The sequence below is a fragment of the Rhodococcus sp. RCBS9 genome (assembly GCF_029457415.1).
Lineage (GTDB): Bacteria > Actinomycetota > Actinomycetes > Mycobacteriales > Mycobacteriaceae > Rhodococcus_F > Rhodococcus_F qingshengii.
Genome location: NZ_CP120422.1, coordinates 5,594,581 through 5,609,560, shown reverse-complemented (window position 1 = coordinate 5,609,560; position 14,980 = coordinate 5,594,581). Strand labels below are relative to the sequence as shown.

The window sequence follows — 14,980 nt, the reverse complement described above, 5'->3', positions numbered from 1 at the left end:
CCGTATTCACATCTCAGGGTTCATGTCATCCTCGGGACCGATGTGCTGGTCAGTGCCGGTAGGGCACAGTTCTCCTCATGATTGAACTGAGGGGATTGACCAAGGTTTACGGACCGACGAAAGCGGTGGACGATTTGTCGTTCACAGTCAAGCCGGGCATCGTGACGGGCTTTCTGGGCCCGAACGGTGCCGGTAAGTCGACGACGATGCGGATGATCCTGGGTTTGGATCAGCCGACGTCGGGTGCGGCGTTGATCGAGGGCAAGCCGTACCGGGAGCTCAAGACGCCGTTGCGGACGGTGGGTGCGTTGTTGGATGCGAAGTGGGTGCACCCCAATCGCAGTGCGCGGGCGCATCTGCAGTGGATGGCTGCTTCGAACGGGATCCTGAAGTCCCGCGTCGACGAGGTGCTCGGGTTGGTCGGGTTGTCCGAGGTGGCGGGTAAGAAGGCCGGCGGGTTCTCGCTCGGTATGTCGCAGCGTCTGGGGTTGGCGGGTGCGTTGTTGGGGGATCCGAAGGTGTTGTTGTTCGACGAGCCGGTCAACGGTCTCGATCCGGAGGGCATCGTCTGGATTCGTAAGTTCATGCAGCGGTTGGCGGCTGAGGGCCGCACGGTGTTGGTGTCGAGTCACCTTCTGTCGGAGATGGCGCTCACGGCGGAGCAGTTGGTGGTGATCGGTCGGGGTCGGTTGATTTCGGATTCGACGGTGGCGGAGTTCGTGGATCGTTCGTCGGAGTCGACGGTGCGCGTGCGCAGCCCACAATTGGACGCTCTCCATGCCGCATTGACTGCCCAGGGACTGACTGTCCGCGAGGAACATTCAGGATCGGAGCCGGTGTTGGTGGTCGTGGATTCGACCACCGATGTGATCGGTGGTTTGGCTGGTTCGCAGGGAATCGTGTTGCACGAGTTGGCTTCTGTGCAGGGATCGCTCGAGGATGCGTTCATGAAGTTGACCGGAGACGATGTCCAGTACCACGCATCCGGTATCGATCCGGGCGCCGGAGCCCACCACGCAAACACACAGCACGCTATGGGAGGTGCACTGTAATGGCTGTTCTCAGTGCTGAACGTATCAAGATCACCACGACCAAGTCGCCGCTGTGGTGCACGATCACAATCATCGTCCTAGGGTTGGGCGTCGCCTGGATGATCGGGCGTTCGTCGAGTTCGAGCATTCAGGCGTACAACGACGAAGCCGCATCAGGAACTCCTGATTTCGAGAAATTCCTCCCCACGTTCAACGACGCGGGGCTAGGAGTATCCGGATTCGGCGTCATGGTCCTGATGATCATGGCAGCGCTCGCGATCACCAGCGAGTACCGCTTCGGCATCATCCGTACCACCTTCCAGGCCATCCCGAGTCGGGCTTCGGTTCTGATCGCCAAAGCCGGCCTGATCGGGGCTTTCGGCGCGGTGCTGTCCTTCGTTCTCATGCTCGGCGCGGTATTCATCACCAAAGCTGCGGCAGGCTCTGAAGGCTCCACCAATCTGGCACTGGACAACGCCGACGCCTGGCGCGCCGTTTACGGCGTACCGATCTTCGCGTTCCTCTGCGTTGCCCTTGCCATCGCCGTCGGAGCACTCCTTCGTCAGTCCGCCGGCGCCATTGCACTACTGCTGCTGTGGCCACTGCTCATCGAGAGCCTGTTCGGCATGTTCGGATCCTTCGGCAGAAACGTCACACCGTTCCTCCCGTTCGCCAACGCCGACCACTTCCTCTCTTCGGGTTCGAGCACCAATTTCCATTGGGGCCCTTGGGGAAGCTTGTTCTACTTCGCAGCGTTTGTGCTGGTGATATTCGGAATCAGCATCGCCGTCGTCAACAAGCGCGACGCCTGACCGAGTCGCAAACCGACCAAGACCAAAACTGGCCGCACCGGAGCCCTTCCGGTGCGGCCAGTTTCGCGTTGACAGAACCCGCAGCGCTTGTCGATCACGCCAAGGAACAGGGCACGCGCGGGTTCGCGTCACTCTGCCCCGCGGACGCGGCACCTCGAAATAAGACCTGGTCGAGTTCCTGGCAGACTGACCTTACGCGTCAGCGTTCCAGTTGCGCGGCAAGCTCTTTCATCCAATCGAGGAATGCCTGCGGGCCGTCGAACTGGACGCCGTCGACAGCAGCCACTTCCGGTGCGATGTCGTCGCCCTTGACCACCAACGCTTCTCCACCCGAGGCAAGGACAGCGGCAAAGGCCGGTAGGTCACCCCGGTCGTCGCCCGCGTACGCGACGACGTCGACCCCTGCGGCCGCGATCGCGCGAAGGAGGCCTGTCCCCTTGTCCTCCTCAACGGGTGGGCGCAATTCCTCGACCAACTTGCCGGGCTCACGCCGCAACCCGGTCCGGCTCGCGATTTCTGTCGTCGCTGCTTCCACCAGGCGCTGCGCGACCGCACGATCCGCGGCCCGACGCCAATGCACGGCCACCGCAAGGCCTTTGCTCTCGACATGGATGCCAGGAATTGCCGGAGAGTCGAACAAGCGTCGCAATTCGGCTTCTGCTTCGGCGACAGCATCACTGAACGCCGCGACGGCCGGAAGCACGTGGATTCCGTCGTCCGTCCAGGTCTCGACGCCGTAGGAACCCATGAGCACAACGGAATTCAAGCTGAGCCGCTCTCGCAAGAACGACACCGGCCGTCCCGAGAGCAAGCCGACAACACCGAGATGCTCGGCCAGGGTCGCAAGCACGTCTTCGGCGCCGGGCAGTAGCGCACTCGCCGACGGATCGTCGACGATGGGTGCAAGCACGCCGTCGAAATCCATCACCAGTCCACAGCGAGCTGGATCGGACGTGAGTCGGAGGATGACGTCCGAAGCGGTTCGCATGGTTCGAGTGTGCCAAATCGATCGCACTCGCAATACCAACACCGGAGCCGAATGTAATCTCTGCCACTTCGTCCAGGTTGTCCGGAACCGCTGAGTAGGTCGCGTCGTCTCCCTGTAAGGGCCCACAGTGGTCCGCTAAAGTTCTCACGACGCTTACCAACTGGGGGGTAATGATGAGCGAATTGACTGTCGCCACTGACGGCATCCGAAAGTACGGCTCGACGTCGACCGAAGCGGCAGGACGCATCGCGCAGGCCGCCGCCGTCGATCTGGGTGCAAACATCGCAGCAGTCGCACCGGCCGTGGGCCCCGTCGGGATCGAATTTCTCGAAGCATTCGCGCGCGCTCAGGCCACACACACCAAAGATGTTGCAGCACTCGCCACGTTCTACGCCGGCAACGCCGCGACGGCCGGTGCAGCCGCGCAGGCCTACGACACCACAGATCATGCAATCGCAACAGATCTGACCGCTGCGGCCGGATCGACGGGCGCGACCGCGTGAGCACCGAAGACGACTCGACGACCGTCATCGAATTCCTTCACGGTGGCGCTCCTGCCCCGGTACTGCCGAACAATGTGGTCGAATCGATGCTCGCCGGCATACCGGTACCGGCACTCCCCGGAATCGAAGATCTGTTCGCGCCCTTGATCGAACTCGGGAAGAGTCTCGGCACAGGCTCTTTTGCGGGCATCGATCCCGTCGGCATCTTCGATCAGGCGTCCACTCTCATCGACCACGCCATGGGACTGTCCCGAAGCGCGGTCGCCGACGTGGGCCAGACCTGGAACAGCACCGGCAGTGACGCCGCGACCGAACTGTCGCGATCCGCCCAGAACAGCGGCGCAGAATTGAGCGAACGCGGAACCGCGATATCGAAAACTGCTGCCGCCGCCGCGGAATCGGTGCAGCGAGGCAACGCGAATCTCGCGGCAATCGCGCAGTCCTTCGCCACCACGGTTGCAGCTGCCGCGCCCATCGCGTGGACACCACCAGGACAGGCGATGTTGCTTGCCTCGGCAGCTGAACACATGCAGGCAGCCGTCGCGGCGGTGACTCGGACGCGTGGGGAGATGCTCGGGCACACCGCAGCCATGAACGCCCTTGCCGGACCGATCCCCGTGCCGACCCCACCGACCAGTGAGGCACTCTCCAACCTGGTCACTGCGGAGGCAATCAACAACGCCGCCCGTCAGATCGCCCAACCTCTTTCTGCCTCAACCGATGCCGGTGATGCGCCGTACTCCACCCACCCGGACTCCACTCAGCCAGGCACAGAGGCTGTTCGAACTTCGGCTGCACGGGCCGGCGCCGGGCTTCCGACCGGCGTCGACAAGCTGTGGGGCGCAGGCAATCCGTCGACGTCACTCGCAGCCGGCGCGTCGCCGTCACCCAGTGCGACGGCAAGCTCTGGCGGAGCATGGGTGAGCGGAAGCGGTGGCACTACCGGCGGAATGGTGAGGGGTGCAGCGGGAGTTGCTGCAGTTCAACCGGTTCCGGTAACAACGCCCGGCCTGGGTGCACCATCGTCGGCAGTCGCCAGTAGCGGCATGTCGCCGGGCGGCATGCTGGGCGGTGGACCCCGCGGATCTCGGGACGACGAGTCGTCACGCACTACCCCGAGGTATCTCGTCACTGCCGGCGACGAGAATTCGATGGTCGACGATCTGCCGATGGTGTCGCCGCCCGTGCTCGGGGCTGACGATCCCGATCAGTACCTGTTCCGAGATCTCTGATCAAGACAAACCTCAGACGAAGCCCAACTCCCGCACCGCCGCACGCTCCTGCTCCAGTTCGCTGACGGACAGGTCAATCCGTTCGCGCGAGAAGTCGTCGATCGCGAGGTCGGGAACGATAGCGAACTCGCCATCGGCACAGGTCACCGGGAAGGACGAGATCAATCCTTCGGGCACCCCGTAGGAACCGTCCGAACAGACGGCCATGGATACCCAGTCGTCCTCGGCGGTGCCGATCACCCAGTCGCGGACGTGGTCGATCGACGCACTGGCCGCACTCGCCGCAGAGGACGATCCCCGCGCAGCGATGATGGCGGTGCCTCGCACCTGCACAGTCGGGATGAAATCGTTCTCCACCCAGTCGCGGTCGTCGATCACCGCGAGTGCAGGCTCACCTGCGACAGTCGCGTGGGACAGGTCCGGGTACTGCGTCGCCGAATGGTTTCCCCAGACGGACACCTTGCGCACCGACGACGCACGAACCCCGGTCTTCTTCACCACCTGCGCGATCGCTCGGTTGTGGTCGAGACGTGTCAGCGCACTGAACCGAGCATCGGGCACATCCGGTGCATTGTTCATCGCGATGAGCGCGTTGGTGTTGGCCGGGTTTCCCACGACCAGTACCTTGACGTCCGAGGCTGCGTTGTTGTTGATCGCCTTCCCATGCGCTGTGAATATCGCGCCGTTCGCACTCAGCAAGTCGGCACGCTCCATCCCCTTGCTCCGCGGACGTGCGCCGACCAGCATCCCGACGTTCGCGCGGGAGAAGGCGACATCGGGATCGTCAGTGATGTCGATGGAGCTCAGCAACGGAAATGCGCCGTCTTCGAGTTCCATCGCAACGCCTTCGGCAGCGGACACGGCGGCAGGAATCTCGAGCAGTCGAAGTTTGATCGGGACGTCAGCGCCGAGCATCTCCCCCGCAGCTATGCGGAAAAGCATTCCGTATGCGATCTGACCCGACGCTCCGGTTACCGTGACGGTTACGGGCGCAATACTCATTGCCGACTCCTCACCTGCCGTTTTCACGACTGTCCGTTCTACAACGCTGTAAGAACGGTTTCCACGCTAGTCGAGTAAACCGGCCACTTCGTGGTCTGTCAGTGTGGTTCTCGGCACTCGTCCCTCCGCCGTCACGAGTTCGACGGCGCGGTAGAGCGGACGCTCGGCGAGTCCGGCGCCGCGGGCTTCGGCACGCAACTGTTCGATCAGCACCGAGGACAACGCGGCAGCCGGTACCAACTCGCTGGCCGCCAGCGCGTCGGCGAGCTTGCGGAGTGCAAGGATCTCCAACTCGCGCCCACCCCCCGCGGTATACAGCGCGAGCGGGATCCGCACGGTGGACCGTCCGTCGCCGAGCGTCAAGCTGACTTCGCTGATCCGGCCGGATCGCACCGTCAATGCCGCCGTGAGTACCTCGGCCACGTCGACGACGTTGGTTCGAAAACCAGCTTGCGCACGAACTCTGTTGCCGTACAACGTGATGTGCCGGCGCAGCGTCATCAGGATCGCAAGTGACGTCGGCACCGCGATGACGGCACCGACGATCACTCCAACGGTCGCCGTCGAGAACACACTGACGATCAACCCGACGACCACACCGAACACCACGACAACAACGGCGAATTTCTTCAACCGCGGCGCGATCAACGCCACGGGAACCAGATCGAGCGAAACCGGTTCGGCCTCAGTGCTCAACGAGTTCCCCGAGCTTGTCGACAACCTGGTCGAGCGCCACTGTCTCCTGCTCACCTGTTGCCAACTGTTTGACAACGACAACGCCCTCTTCGAGTTCACGCTCGCCGAGAACCAAAGCGATCGCGGCACCCGAACGATCAGCTGCCTTCATCGAGCCCTTCACGCCACGGTTTCCGTACGCCAGGTCGACGCGAATCCCATTGGCACGCAACTGATGTGCGATCTTCACCAGTGCAGCCTTCGCCTCGGCACCCATCGGTACACAGAAGACGTCGACACGCGCCGCTGGCGCAACGGACTTGCCCTCGGCCTCGAGCGCGAGAACCGTGCGGTCGACGCCGATTCCGAACCCGATGCCCGAGAGCGGCTGTCCACCCAGCTGTTCCATCAGACCGTCGTAACGACCACCACCACCGATTCCGGACTGCGCACCCAGTCCGTCGTGCACGAATTCGAAGGTTGTCTTGGTGTAGTAGTCGAGGCCGCGGACCATGCGCGGGTTGACGACGTACGGAACGCCCAATGCGTCCAGGTGCGCGAGCACCTCGTCGAAGTGCGCCTTGCAGCTCTCGGACAGGTGATCGAGCATCAGCGGTGCGCCGGCCGTCATCTCGCGTACATCCGGGCGCTTGTCGTCGAGCACGCGGAGCGGGTTGATCTCGGCACGTCGACGCGTGTCTTCGTCGAGCGGGAGTGCAAAGAGAAACTCCTGAAGCAGTTCGCGATACTGCGGCCGGCAGGTGTCGTCACCGAGAGAGGTGATTTCGAGGCGGAAGCCGTCGAGCCCCAACGACCGGAATCCGGCGTCGGCGATCGCGATGACCTCAGCGTCGAGCGCGGGGTCGTCGATCCCGATGGCTTCTACGCCGACCTGCTGCAACTGGCGGTAGCGACCGGCCTGCGGGCGCTCGTAGCGGAAGAACGGGCCCGCGTAACTGACCTTGACCGGCAACTGTCCACGATCGAGGCTGTGCTCGATGACCGCACGCATGACTCCGGCGGTTCCCTCGGGACGCAACGTCACCGAACGGTCACCGCGGTCGGCGAATGTGTACATCTCTTTGCTGACGACGTCGGTCGACTCACCGACACCGCGAGCGAACAGGCCGGTGTCCTCGAAGATCGGCAATTCGATGTGGCCGTATCCGGCCAACCTCGCGGCGCGCGTCAAACCGTCACGAACGGCGACGAATTCGGCTGACTGCGGCGGAACGTAGTCCGGAATGCCCTTGGGTGCAGAGAAGGTGCTGGCTTTACTCACGAGAGGTACTTTTCCTTATTTCTGTGCGCTGAGTCCAACGAGAAACGGGTTCGAGCTTCGCTCGGCGCCGATCGAACTGTTGCCACCGTGCCCGGGCAGGACCACGGTCTCGTCACCGAGTATCAGTAGCTTGCGGGCGATCGAAGCGAGCAACTGCTCGTGATTTCCGCCGGGCAGGTCGCTGCGCCCGATGGAACCCTGGAACAGGGTGTCACCTGTGAACGCCAAGTCCACGGGCCCGCTCTCGGTGTTCGCCTGGGTGCGGAACACCACCGATCCCTGCGTGTGCCCGGGCGTGTGGTCCACGACGAACGTCATTCCGGCCTCGGTGATCTTGTCTCCGTCGCTCAGTTCGATCACCTCGTCCGGCTCCACGAACGTCATGCCCTGAATGAATTCCTTCATCGTCGGGCCGATCCCCCGTGCCGGATCGCTGAGCATGTAGCGATCCTCGGGATGGATGTAGGCGGGCACGGAGTACCGCTCACAGACCTCGCGGGCCGACCACACATGATCAAGGTGACCGTGGGTCAGAAGTACCGCATTGACCGACATGTCCTTGGAGTCGAGATATTCGAAGAGCGGCTCGGCTGCATCCTGACCCGGATCGACGACTACGCATTCGCACGCGTCGTCCTGAGCGAGTATGTAGCAGTTGGTTTGGAACATCCCGGCCGGAAAACCAGTGACGAGCACGGGGGCAACTCCTCTTCGAAGGGTGGAAACGAACAACACGCTGTCGGTTACAGCCTAAGCTGCTGCCCCGCCAGTAAGTTCTCAGGTTGCAATGGGAGACTCTGACGACGAGTAGAGCCGCTTGCCGAAGCCGACCCCCAGGGTGTCGCTCGGCCGGCCGACCACGATCCACCCGCGATACGGAGGACTACAGCAGTGCCGAGTAACGAGCAACGCCGCGAGGCGGCGAAACGCAAGCTCGAGCGTCAGCTCGAACGTCGCGCAGAACGTGCCCGCAAGCGCAAGCAGATGACGATAGCCGGAACTGCGCTCGGCGTGGTCGTCGTAGTCGGCGTCGTCGGTGGACTCATCTGGCTGAGCAATCGCAGTGACGACGACGCGAACACCACCAACACTGCTGCCGACGACTCGAGCCTCACGCCACAGACCGCGGGTGCAATGCCGGCCGGTCTGTCGACGCCACTGGCCGACACGGTCTCCTGCTCGTATCCAGCCGACGGCGCTACCGCGTCCAAGGCCAACAACCCTCCTCGTACCGACGGGATTCCCACCACCGCGCCGGACGCGACGCCGAGCATCAGCGTCGAGACCTCGCAGGGAAACATCGGGCTCACACTCGACGGAACGAAGTCTCCGTGCACGGTCAACAGCTTCGTGAGCTTGGCGCAGCAGGACTACTTCAACGACACCACCTGCCACCGCATGACGACGAGCCCCTCGCTCCAGGTGCTGCAGTGCGGTGACCCGTCGGGCACCGGCACCGGCGGACCGGGCTACGGATTCGACAACGAATTCCCCACCACGGCGTATTCCACCACCGACCCGGCAGCGCAGGAGCCCGTCACCTACGCGCGCGGCACGGTTGCGATGGCCAACACCGGGGCACCCGGTAGCAACGGCAGCCAGTTCTTCCTCGTCTACGGCGACTCACAACTCCCCCCGCAGTACACGGTTTTCGGCACGATCGACGAAACCGGGCTCGCCACTTTGGACAAGGTCGCGGCCGGCGGATCGACGCCAGAGGGTGACGGCAAGCCGAATCTGACCACCGACATCAAGACAGTAAGGCTCGACTGATGCGACGTAAACCTGTGATGCGCTTTCCTGTAGTTATTGCCGCCGCAAGCGCCGCGGCGCTGCTTCTGGCTGGTTGTTCCAGTGATTCCGGTAGCTCGGACTCGCCGTCCAGCACCTCCAAGGCGAAGACGACAACGGCTGCCATGCCGCCGCTCGACATGTCACAGTTCGACGCACTCCCGCCTGTCCCGACTCCGGCCTCGGCGACCGTCGACTGCTCGTACCCGAGCGCGGCGGGTGCAGCAAAAACCGTCAATCCGCCGAACTCCACGGGTGTGTCCACCGAGGGAACCGTCAACGTCGCGCTCACGACTACGGCCGGCCCGATCGGGATGGAACTGAACCGGGCGGAAGCCCCCTGCACGGTCAACAGCATCGTGAGCTTGACCGAGCAGAAGTACTTCGACGACACCCCGTGCCATCGACTCGTCACCACACCCGGTCTACAGATCCTGCAGTGCGGCGATCCCTCGGGCAAGGGCACGGGCGGACCAGGCTATGGCTTCGACAACGAGTACCCGACCACTGCCTACCCGGCTAACGATCCGGCACTCTCCTTGCCTGCCGTCTACCCCCGCGGCACGCTGGCAATGGCCAACTCGGGTAAACCGGGCAGCAACGGCAGTCAGTTCTTCCTCGTCTACGAGGATTCGGTCTTGCCGCCCAACTACACGGTCTTCGGAAAGATCGACGACGCCGGCCTGGCGACGATCGAGAAGATCGCGGCCGACGGCGACGACGGTGGCATGGGAGCAACCGGCGGCGGTGCACCCAACACCCCGATCACCATCGAGACTGCAATAGTCGCCTGACCCCCTGTGCGCCTTTATTAACCGCCCGCGGTTAATAAAGGCGCACAGCAGTTTACGAGGCAGAGGTCACGCGGTAGACGTCGTAGACGCCTTCCACGTTACGAACCACGTTGAGAACATGACCCAAGTGCTTCGGGTCACCCATCTCGAAGGTGAACTTGCTGATCGCCACTCGGTCACCTGAGGTGGTGACCGAGGCCGACAGGATGTTCACCTTCTCGTCGGCCAACGCCTTGGTGACGTCGGAAAGCAACCGATGACGATCGAGCGCCTCTATCTGGATCGCGACCAGGAACACCGATGTCGCTGACGGTGCCCATTCGACGTCGATGATTCGCTCCGATTGATCGTGGAGCGAGTTGGCGTTGGTGCAGTCGGTACGGTGCACGCTGACCGCGCCGCCACGCGTGACGAAGCCCAGAATCGAATCGCCCGGTACCGGCGTGCAACACTTCGCGAGTTTTGCCACCGTGCCCGGTGCTCCGGGAACCAGAATTCCGGAGTCACCCGTACTGCGGGTGCGCACCGGCATGGTCGACGGCGTCGAACGCTCGGCCAGTTCCTCCTCGACGGCGCCGACGCCGCCCAGATGAGCAACCAGTCGCTGCACGACGTGGTGCGCCGACACCTGGCTCTCGCCTACGGCCGTGTACAACGCCGAGACGTCGGGATAGCGAAGTTCGTGCGCGATCGTGCTCATCGATTCGGCATTCATCAACCGCTGCAACGGAAGTCCCACGCGGCGGACTTCCTTCGCGATCTGATCCTTGCCGGACTCGAGCGCCTCCTCGCGGCGTTCCTTCGCGAACCACTGCCGGATCTTCGCCTTGGCACGCGGCGAGACGACAAACGTCTGCCAATCTCGGCTCGGCCCGGCGGTGGCAGCCTTCGACGTGAAGACCTCTACCACTTCGCCGTTTTCGAGAGTTCGTTCCAGCGCGACCAACCGGCCGTTGACCCTGGCACCGATGCATCGGTGCCCGACCTCGGTGTGCACCGCATACGCGAAATCGACGGGAGTCGATCCGGCAGGCAACGTGATCACGTCACCCTTTGGCGTGAAGACGAAGATCTCCTTGACCGCGAGGTCGTAACGCAACGATTCGAGGAACTCCCCCGGATCGGCCGCTTCACGTTGCCAGTCGAGTAGCTGACGCATCCACGCCATGTCGTCGACCTCGGCGATGTCGCCCGCGTGCTTGCCCTTGGTCTCCTTGTACCGCCAGTGCGCGGCGATACCGAACTCGGCGGTCCGGTGCATGTCCTGGGTCCGGATCTGGACCTCCAGGGGCTTGCCTTCCGGTCCCACGACGGTGGTGTGCAGCGACTGGTAGACGCCGTAGCGCGGCTGTGCGATGTAGTCCTTGAAGCGTCCGGCCATCGGCTGCCACAGCGAGTGGACAACACCGACCGCGGCGTAACAGTCACGCACCTCTTCGCACAGAATGCGCACGCCGACCAGATCGTGGATGTCGTCGAAATCGCGGCCCTTGACGATCATCTTCTGGTAGATCGACCAGTAGTGCTTGGGCCGGCCCTCGACGATGGCATTGATCCGCGAGGCGGACAGAGTCGAGTTGATCTCGGCGCGAACCTTGGCCAGATAAGTGTCTCGAGAGGGCGCGCGATCGGCGACCAGTCGAACGATCTCGTCGTACTTCTTCGGGTGCAGGATCGCGAACGAAAGGTCCTCGAGTTCCCACTTGACGGTCGCCATTCCGAGTCGATGCGCAAGTGGTGCAATGACTTCGAGAGTCTCACGCGCCTTACGTGCCTGCTTTTCGGGCGGCAGGAATCGCATCGTGCGCATGTTGTGCAGACGATCCGCAACCTTGATCACGAGCACGCGCGGGTCCCGCGCCATCGCGATGATCATCTTGCGGATGGTTTCGCCCTCGGCGGCGGTGCCCAGAACGACCTTGTCGAGTTTGGTGACTCCGTCGACAAGGTGAGCGACCTCGTCACCGAAATCCTTGGTCAACTCTTCGAGTGAGTAACCGGTGTCCTCGACGGTGTCGTGCAGAAGGGCTGCGACGAGGGTGGTGGTGTCCATTCCCAGCTCGGCCAGAATGCTCGCGACGGCCAACGGATGCGTGATGTACGGATCGCCGGACTTGCGCCGCTGGCTCGAATGTCTGTCCTCGGCGACGTCGTACGCACGCTGGAGCAGCGCGAGGTCGGCCTTCGGATACAGCTCACGGTGGAGGCTGACCAACGGCTCGAGCACCGGGCGGATGGTGGCGTTGCGCTGACCGGTGATGCGTCGAGCAAGCCGAGCGCGCACCCTACGGGAGGCGGAAGCGGGCACGGCCAGATTCTGCCCACCCCGATTGCCGGTAGTTTGCGCAGATCCCGAATCGTCGGGCACCGCGGACTTCGATGGTGTCGTCTCCGGAGCCGGAACTGCACCCGTCTCCTGCGACACTGCACCCGAGTTCTGTGATCGATCAAGATTCGACGTCATGTCGCCACCTCCTACCACCGAGTTGGTTGAGGCAACCGCCCTGCATCGGGTAATTGCCCTGGAGGTCTAACTCGACCCCCAGGAGACAACTTTAATACTCAGACCTTCACCAGTGATGTCAGTGGGTACTTCAAGAAGCGATCTCGACCGCGCAGTTCCTCGATCTCGAGCACCACTGCGACGCCGACGACGTTCGCTCCACCCAACTCGACCAACTGTACCGCCGCCTCGAGTGTCCCTCCGGTAGCCAGAACGTCGTCGATCACCAGAACATTCCGCCCGGTGAGATCGAAGCCGTTTGCGGGAATCTCGAGAGTCGAGGATCCGTACTCGAGGCTGTACGAACGAGAGAGTACCGGCGGCGGCAGTTTGCCGACCTTCCGCACGGCCACCACCCCAGCACCCATCTTCGCAGCCGCGCCGGCACCGAGCAGGAACCCGCGAGCATCGACGGCGGCAATCGTGTCGGCGTCCGGAGCACAGGCGACAAGGGCGTCGAGCACGGCCCCGAACCCCTCGGCGTCGGCGAACACCGGAGTCAGATCGGCGAACCGAACCCCGGGCCCGGGAAAGTTGTCTGCCCAGCGAGTCAGCCGAACAACGGCGTCTCCGGCAGCCCGGTGGATTGCGATCAATTCTTCAGGCGTGTGCAAGGCAACACCATTCGAGACGCTCATCTGCGTAATACCCATCTGTCCATGTTCCAGCCGGTAGCGGCCCGAGTCGGATTGACCAACACTGCCGACATGCCTGGAGCTACAGCGACAGTTCGTAGTTGATTGAACAGTGGAATCGTAGGCACCTGGGTCCAAAGGATGTTCTCCGCCTCCACCGAGAGTCCCAATTGCGCACTCGTGCTCGCATCCACGTTCAACTGATCGATGATCTGATCGATCCTGGCATTTCCGTACGTACCGAGGTTTGCGCCGTTGCCCGATCGCAGCGCTCCGCGCGCGTCGATCATGCTCACTGTTCCGCCTGCCCCGACTTTGCCTGCCATGCCGGAAAGCACAGCGTCGACTCCCCCGGACTGCAGACTCGCAGGATCGAAGCTGTCGGTACTCGCGTCCTCGATCGTAATTCCCGCCGGAGCACACGCGGCTTTCGCTTCGGAGACGATCTGCGCCCGCACCGGGTCCGGTGCGAGGTACCCGACCCGGACGGTCAACTGGTCGAGATCGGCTTCCGACAACGACGTCTTCGCGGCATCGACGTCGGCATTGGCGTACCGGTCACCGTCGACCGCAGCGGCGTCGCTGTACACGAGTGAATCCGGCGCCATCAGTCGCGAATCGACCACGCCGGAACCCAGACCAGCCTGCGGCGCGTTATCCGTCTGCCCGAACTTCTCGAACAGAGTTGTCCGCGGAACACAATGCGCGAACGCTCGACGGGCGGCTTCGTCGCCCAGCGAACCAGACGTCGCGAGAACGAACTGCTCGATCGACCGCGACGGAATCTGTTGGACGTCGAACCCGGACGGAGTACCGAGTTCGCCAGCCGAGCCGGAAGCGACGTCGACTACCTCGATCGAGTTCTTGTCGAGATCCTCGGTCAGATTCACACCACGTGGCCAGACGACGATGCGATCGGTCGCAGGCTTGTTGCCCCACCACCGCTCGTTCGCGACCAGCACCAGGCCGTCGTCGGTACTGTACGAGTCGATTCGATACGGACCAGCGGAGGGCAGTACGGAGGTGTCCACCTGACCTGGAGTCAGGTTCCACCCGGTGTTCCAGAAGTCCGCGATCTTCGACAACGCTTCGGTGTCACCGGCATTCACCGCGCTCACCACGTCGCTGACACCCGTGCGCTGCGTCACGACGTGTGAAGGCATCAACGCAGTCGCACCGAACAACGACCGCCAATCGGTGAACGATCGCCCGGGTCTGAAGAACACCGTCGCGTCCTTCGCCCCGCTCTGGCAGTCGATCCGGTCGATGTCCGCGTATCCGAGATTGTTCGCCGTGTCGAACATGGGGTTCACGGCACCATCGACGTCTTCGGTGAACTTGCCACTCGACGCCGCCCAGGTGAGGACGAGATCGTCACAGGACATCGGAATCCCGTCGGAGTACACGGACGCCGGATTGAGCTTGTACGAGACCGTGAGCACGTCACCGGGCAACTCAGACGCCGTTCCGATGTCGGTGTCGGAGACAGGTGCTCCGGCCGGGCCGGTGAACGTGAAGCCGGGAAGCACCCGGCCGAACGCGGCCATCGCCCCGGACACCGATCCAGCTGTCGTGTTGGCGTTGTACGTGGAGATGGAGTTGTCGATGGCATATCCGATGGACGGAACCTGCTCGGCGCTTTCCGAGCAGGCCGCCAACGAACCCGCAGCCACAGCGGTGGCCGCAACGAACGTCATCGATCGAACCAGTGTGCGTGTTCTTGGGAGCATGT

Annotated in this window: 14 protein-coding genes; 6 read left to right on the top strand and 8 right to left on the bottom strand. The window is 63.2% G+C overall.

Annotated elements, in window-relative coordinates; translation table 11 throughout:
- The first annotated feature begins 77 nt into the window (after window positions 1-77).
- Both P0M12_RS26415 and P0M12_RS26410 read left to right on the top strand, forming a co-directional pair.
- On the top strand, window positions 78-1,052 hold the full coding sequence (locus tag P0M12_RS26415; RefSeq protein WP_277377073.1) for an ATP-binding cassette domain-containing protein: 975 nt from the start codon (window positions 78-80) through the stop codon (window positions 1,050-1,052).
- Complete coding sequence (locus P0M12_RS26410) at window positions 1,052-1,843, top strand: ABC transporter permease subunit (RefSeq protein WP_003943323.1); 792 nt, start codon at window positions 1,052-1,054, stop codon at window positions 1,841-1,843. The genes P0M12_RS26415 and P0M12_RS26410 overlap by 1 nt, the downstream gene beginning before the upstream one ends.
- A gap of 199 nt (window positions 1,844-2,042) precedes the next feature.
- Here P0M12_RS26410 and otsB read toward each other — a convergent pair whose 3' ends face one another.
- Entirely contained in the window at window positions 2,043-2,831 is a 789-nt protein-coding gene (gene otsB / locus P0M12_RS26405) for a trehalose-phosphatase (protein ID WP_218960102.1), read from the bottom strand.
- 173 nt (window positions 2,832-3,004) lie between these two features.
- Here otsB and P0M12_RS26400 point away from each other — a divergent pair, with 173 nt between their 5' ends.
- Together P0M12_RS26400 and P0M12_RS26395 are read left to right on the top strand one after the other, a co-directional pair.
- Window positions 3,005-3,334: a type VII secretion target gene (locus P0M12_RS26400; protein ID WP_037130770.1), complete on the top strand. Its 330-nt coding sequence runs from the start codon at window positions 3,005-3,007 to the stop codon at window positions 3,332-3,334.
- Complete coding sequence (locus tag P0M12_RS26395) at window positions 3,331-4,566, top strand: hypothetical protein (RefSeq protein ID WP_277377072.1); 1,236 nt, start codon at window positions 3,331-3,333, stop codon at window positions 4,564-4,566. Before P0M12_RS26400 ends, P0M12_RS26395 begins: the two co-directional genes overlap by 4 nt.
- A 12-nt stretch (window positions 4,567-4,578) precedes the next feature.
- On the opposite strand, the gene P0M12_RS26390 is transcribed toward P0M12_RS26395, so the two are convergent.
- The 4 genes from P0M12_RS26390 to P0M12_RS26375 all read right to left on the bottom strand — a co-directional run bounded on the left by P0M12_RS26390 (window position 4,579) and on the right by P0M12_RS26375 (window position 8,221).
- Window positions 4,579-5,568 carry a malate dehydrogenase gene (locus P0M12_RS26390; protein ID WP_277377071.1) on the bottom strand — a complete coding sequence of 330 codons (990 nt, stop codon included), beginning with the start codon at window positions 5,566-5,568 and terminating at the stop codon, window positions 4,579-4,581.
- 66 nt (window positions 5,569-5,634) lie between these two features.
- Window positions 5,635-6,264, bottom strand: coding sequence for a hypothetical protein (locus tag P0M12_RS26385; protein ID WP_007732974.1), 630 nt, complete (start codon window positions 6,262-6,264; stop codon window positions 5,635-5,637).
- Entirely contained in the window at window positions 6,254-7,525 is a 1,272-nt protein-coding gene (gene hisS / locus P0M12_RS26380; RefSeq protein ID WP_054188496.1) for a histidine--tRNA ligase, read from the bottom strand. The genes P0M12_RS26385 and hisS overlap by 11 nt, the downstream gene beginning before the upstream one ends.
- A gap of 15 nt (window positions 7,526-7,540) precedes the next feature.
- Window positions 7,541-8,221 (bottom strand): MBL fold metallo-hydrolase, encoded by a 681-nt coding sequence (locus P0M12_RS26375; RefSeq protein WP_136473535.1) that lies wholly within the window; start codon window positions 8,219-8,221, stop codon window positions 7,541-7,543.
- Window positions 8,222-8,416: 195 nt separating this feature from the next.
- On the opposite strand from P0M12_RS26375, the gene P0M12_RS26370 reads away from it, so the two are divergent.
- A complete protein-coding gene (locus tag P0M12_RS26370; RefSeq protein WP_003943303.1) occupies window positions 8,417-9,298 on the top strand; it encodes a peptidylprolyl isomerase in 882 nt (293 codons plus the stop codon).
- Between the two features lie 17 nt (window positions 9,299-9,315).
- Window positions 9,316-10,110, top strand: coding sequence for a peptidylprolyl isomerase (locus tag P0M12_RS26365; RefSeq protein WP_054188497.1), 795 nt, complete (start codon window positions 9,316-9,318; stop codon window positions 10,108-10,110).
- Window positions 10,111-10,162: 52 nt separating this feature from the next.
- On the opposite strand, the gene P0M12_RS26360 is transcribed toward P0M12_RS26365, so the two are convergent.
- From P0M12_RS26360 to P0M12_RS26350, 3 genes are all read right to left on the bottom strand, one after another.
- Window positions 10,163-12,574, bottom strand: coding sequence for a RelA/SpoT family protein (locus P0M12_RS26360; RefSeq protein WP_003943344.1), 2,412 nt, complete (start codon window positions 12,572-12,574; stop codon window positions 10,163-10,165).
- 98 nt (window positions 12,575-12,672) lie between these two features.
- Complete coding sequence (locus P0M12_RS26355; RefSeq protein WP_029255289.1) at window positions 12,673-13,206, bottom strand: adenine phosphoribosyltransferase; 534 nt, start codon at window positions 13,204-13,206, stop codon at window positions 12,673-12,675.
- 41 nt (window positions 13,207-13,247) lie between these two features.
- Window positions 13,248-14,978: an ABC transporter substrate-binding protein gene (locus P0M12_RS26350; protein ID WP_346772256.1), complete on the bottom strand. Its 1,731-nt coding sequence runs from the start codon at window positions 14,976-14,978 to the stop codon at window positions 13,248-13,250.
- Window positions 14,979-14,980: the final 2 nt, after the last annotated feature.

What these genes read in the sequence shown, in the direction of transcription:
- P0M12_RS26415 (WP_277377073.1), top strand. Translation starts at nt 78, where the DNA reads ATGATTGAACTGAGGGGATTGACCAAGGTTTACGGACCGACGAAAGCG.
- P0M12_RS26410 (WP_003943323.1), top strand. Translation starts at nt 1,052, where the DNA reads ATGGCTGTTCTCAGTGCTGAACGTATCAAGATCACCACGACCAAGTCG.
- otsB (WP_218960102.1), bottom strand. Translation starts at nt 2,831, where the DNA reads ATGCGAACCGCTTCGGACGTCATCCTCCGACTCACGTCCGATCCAGCT.
- P0M12_RS26400 (WP_037130770.1), top strand. Translation starts at nt 3,005, where the DNA reads ATGAGCGAATTGACTGTCGCCACTGACGGCATCCGAAAGTACGGCTCG.
- P0M12_RS26390 (WP_277377071.1), bottom strand. Translation starts at nt 5,568, where the DNA reads ATGAGTATTGCGCCCGTAACCGTCACGGTAACCGGAGCGTCGGGTCAG.
- P0M12_RS26365 (WP_054188497.1), top strand. Translation starts at nt 9,316, where the DNA reads ATGCGCTTTCCTGTAGTTATTGCCGCCGCAAGCGCCGCGGCGCTGCTT.
- P0M12_RS26360 (WP_003943344.1), bottom strand. Translation starts at nt 12,574, where the DNA reads ATGACGTCGAATCTTGATCGATCACAGAACTCGGGTGCAGTGTCGCAG.
- P0M12_RS26350 (WP_346772256.1), bottom strand. Translation starts at nt 14,978, where the DNA reads ATGCTCCCAAGAACACGCACACTGGTTCGATCGATGACGTTCGTTGCG.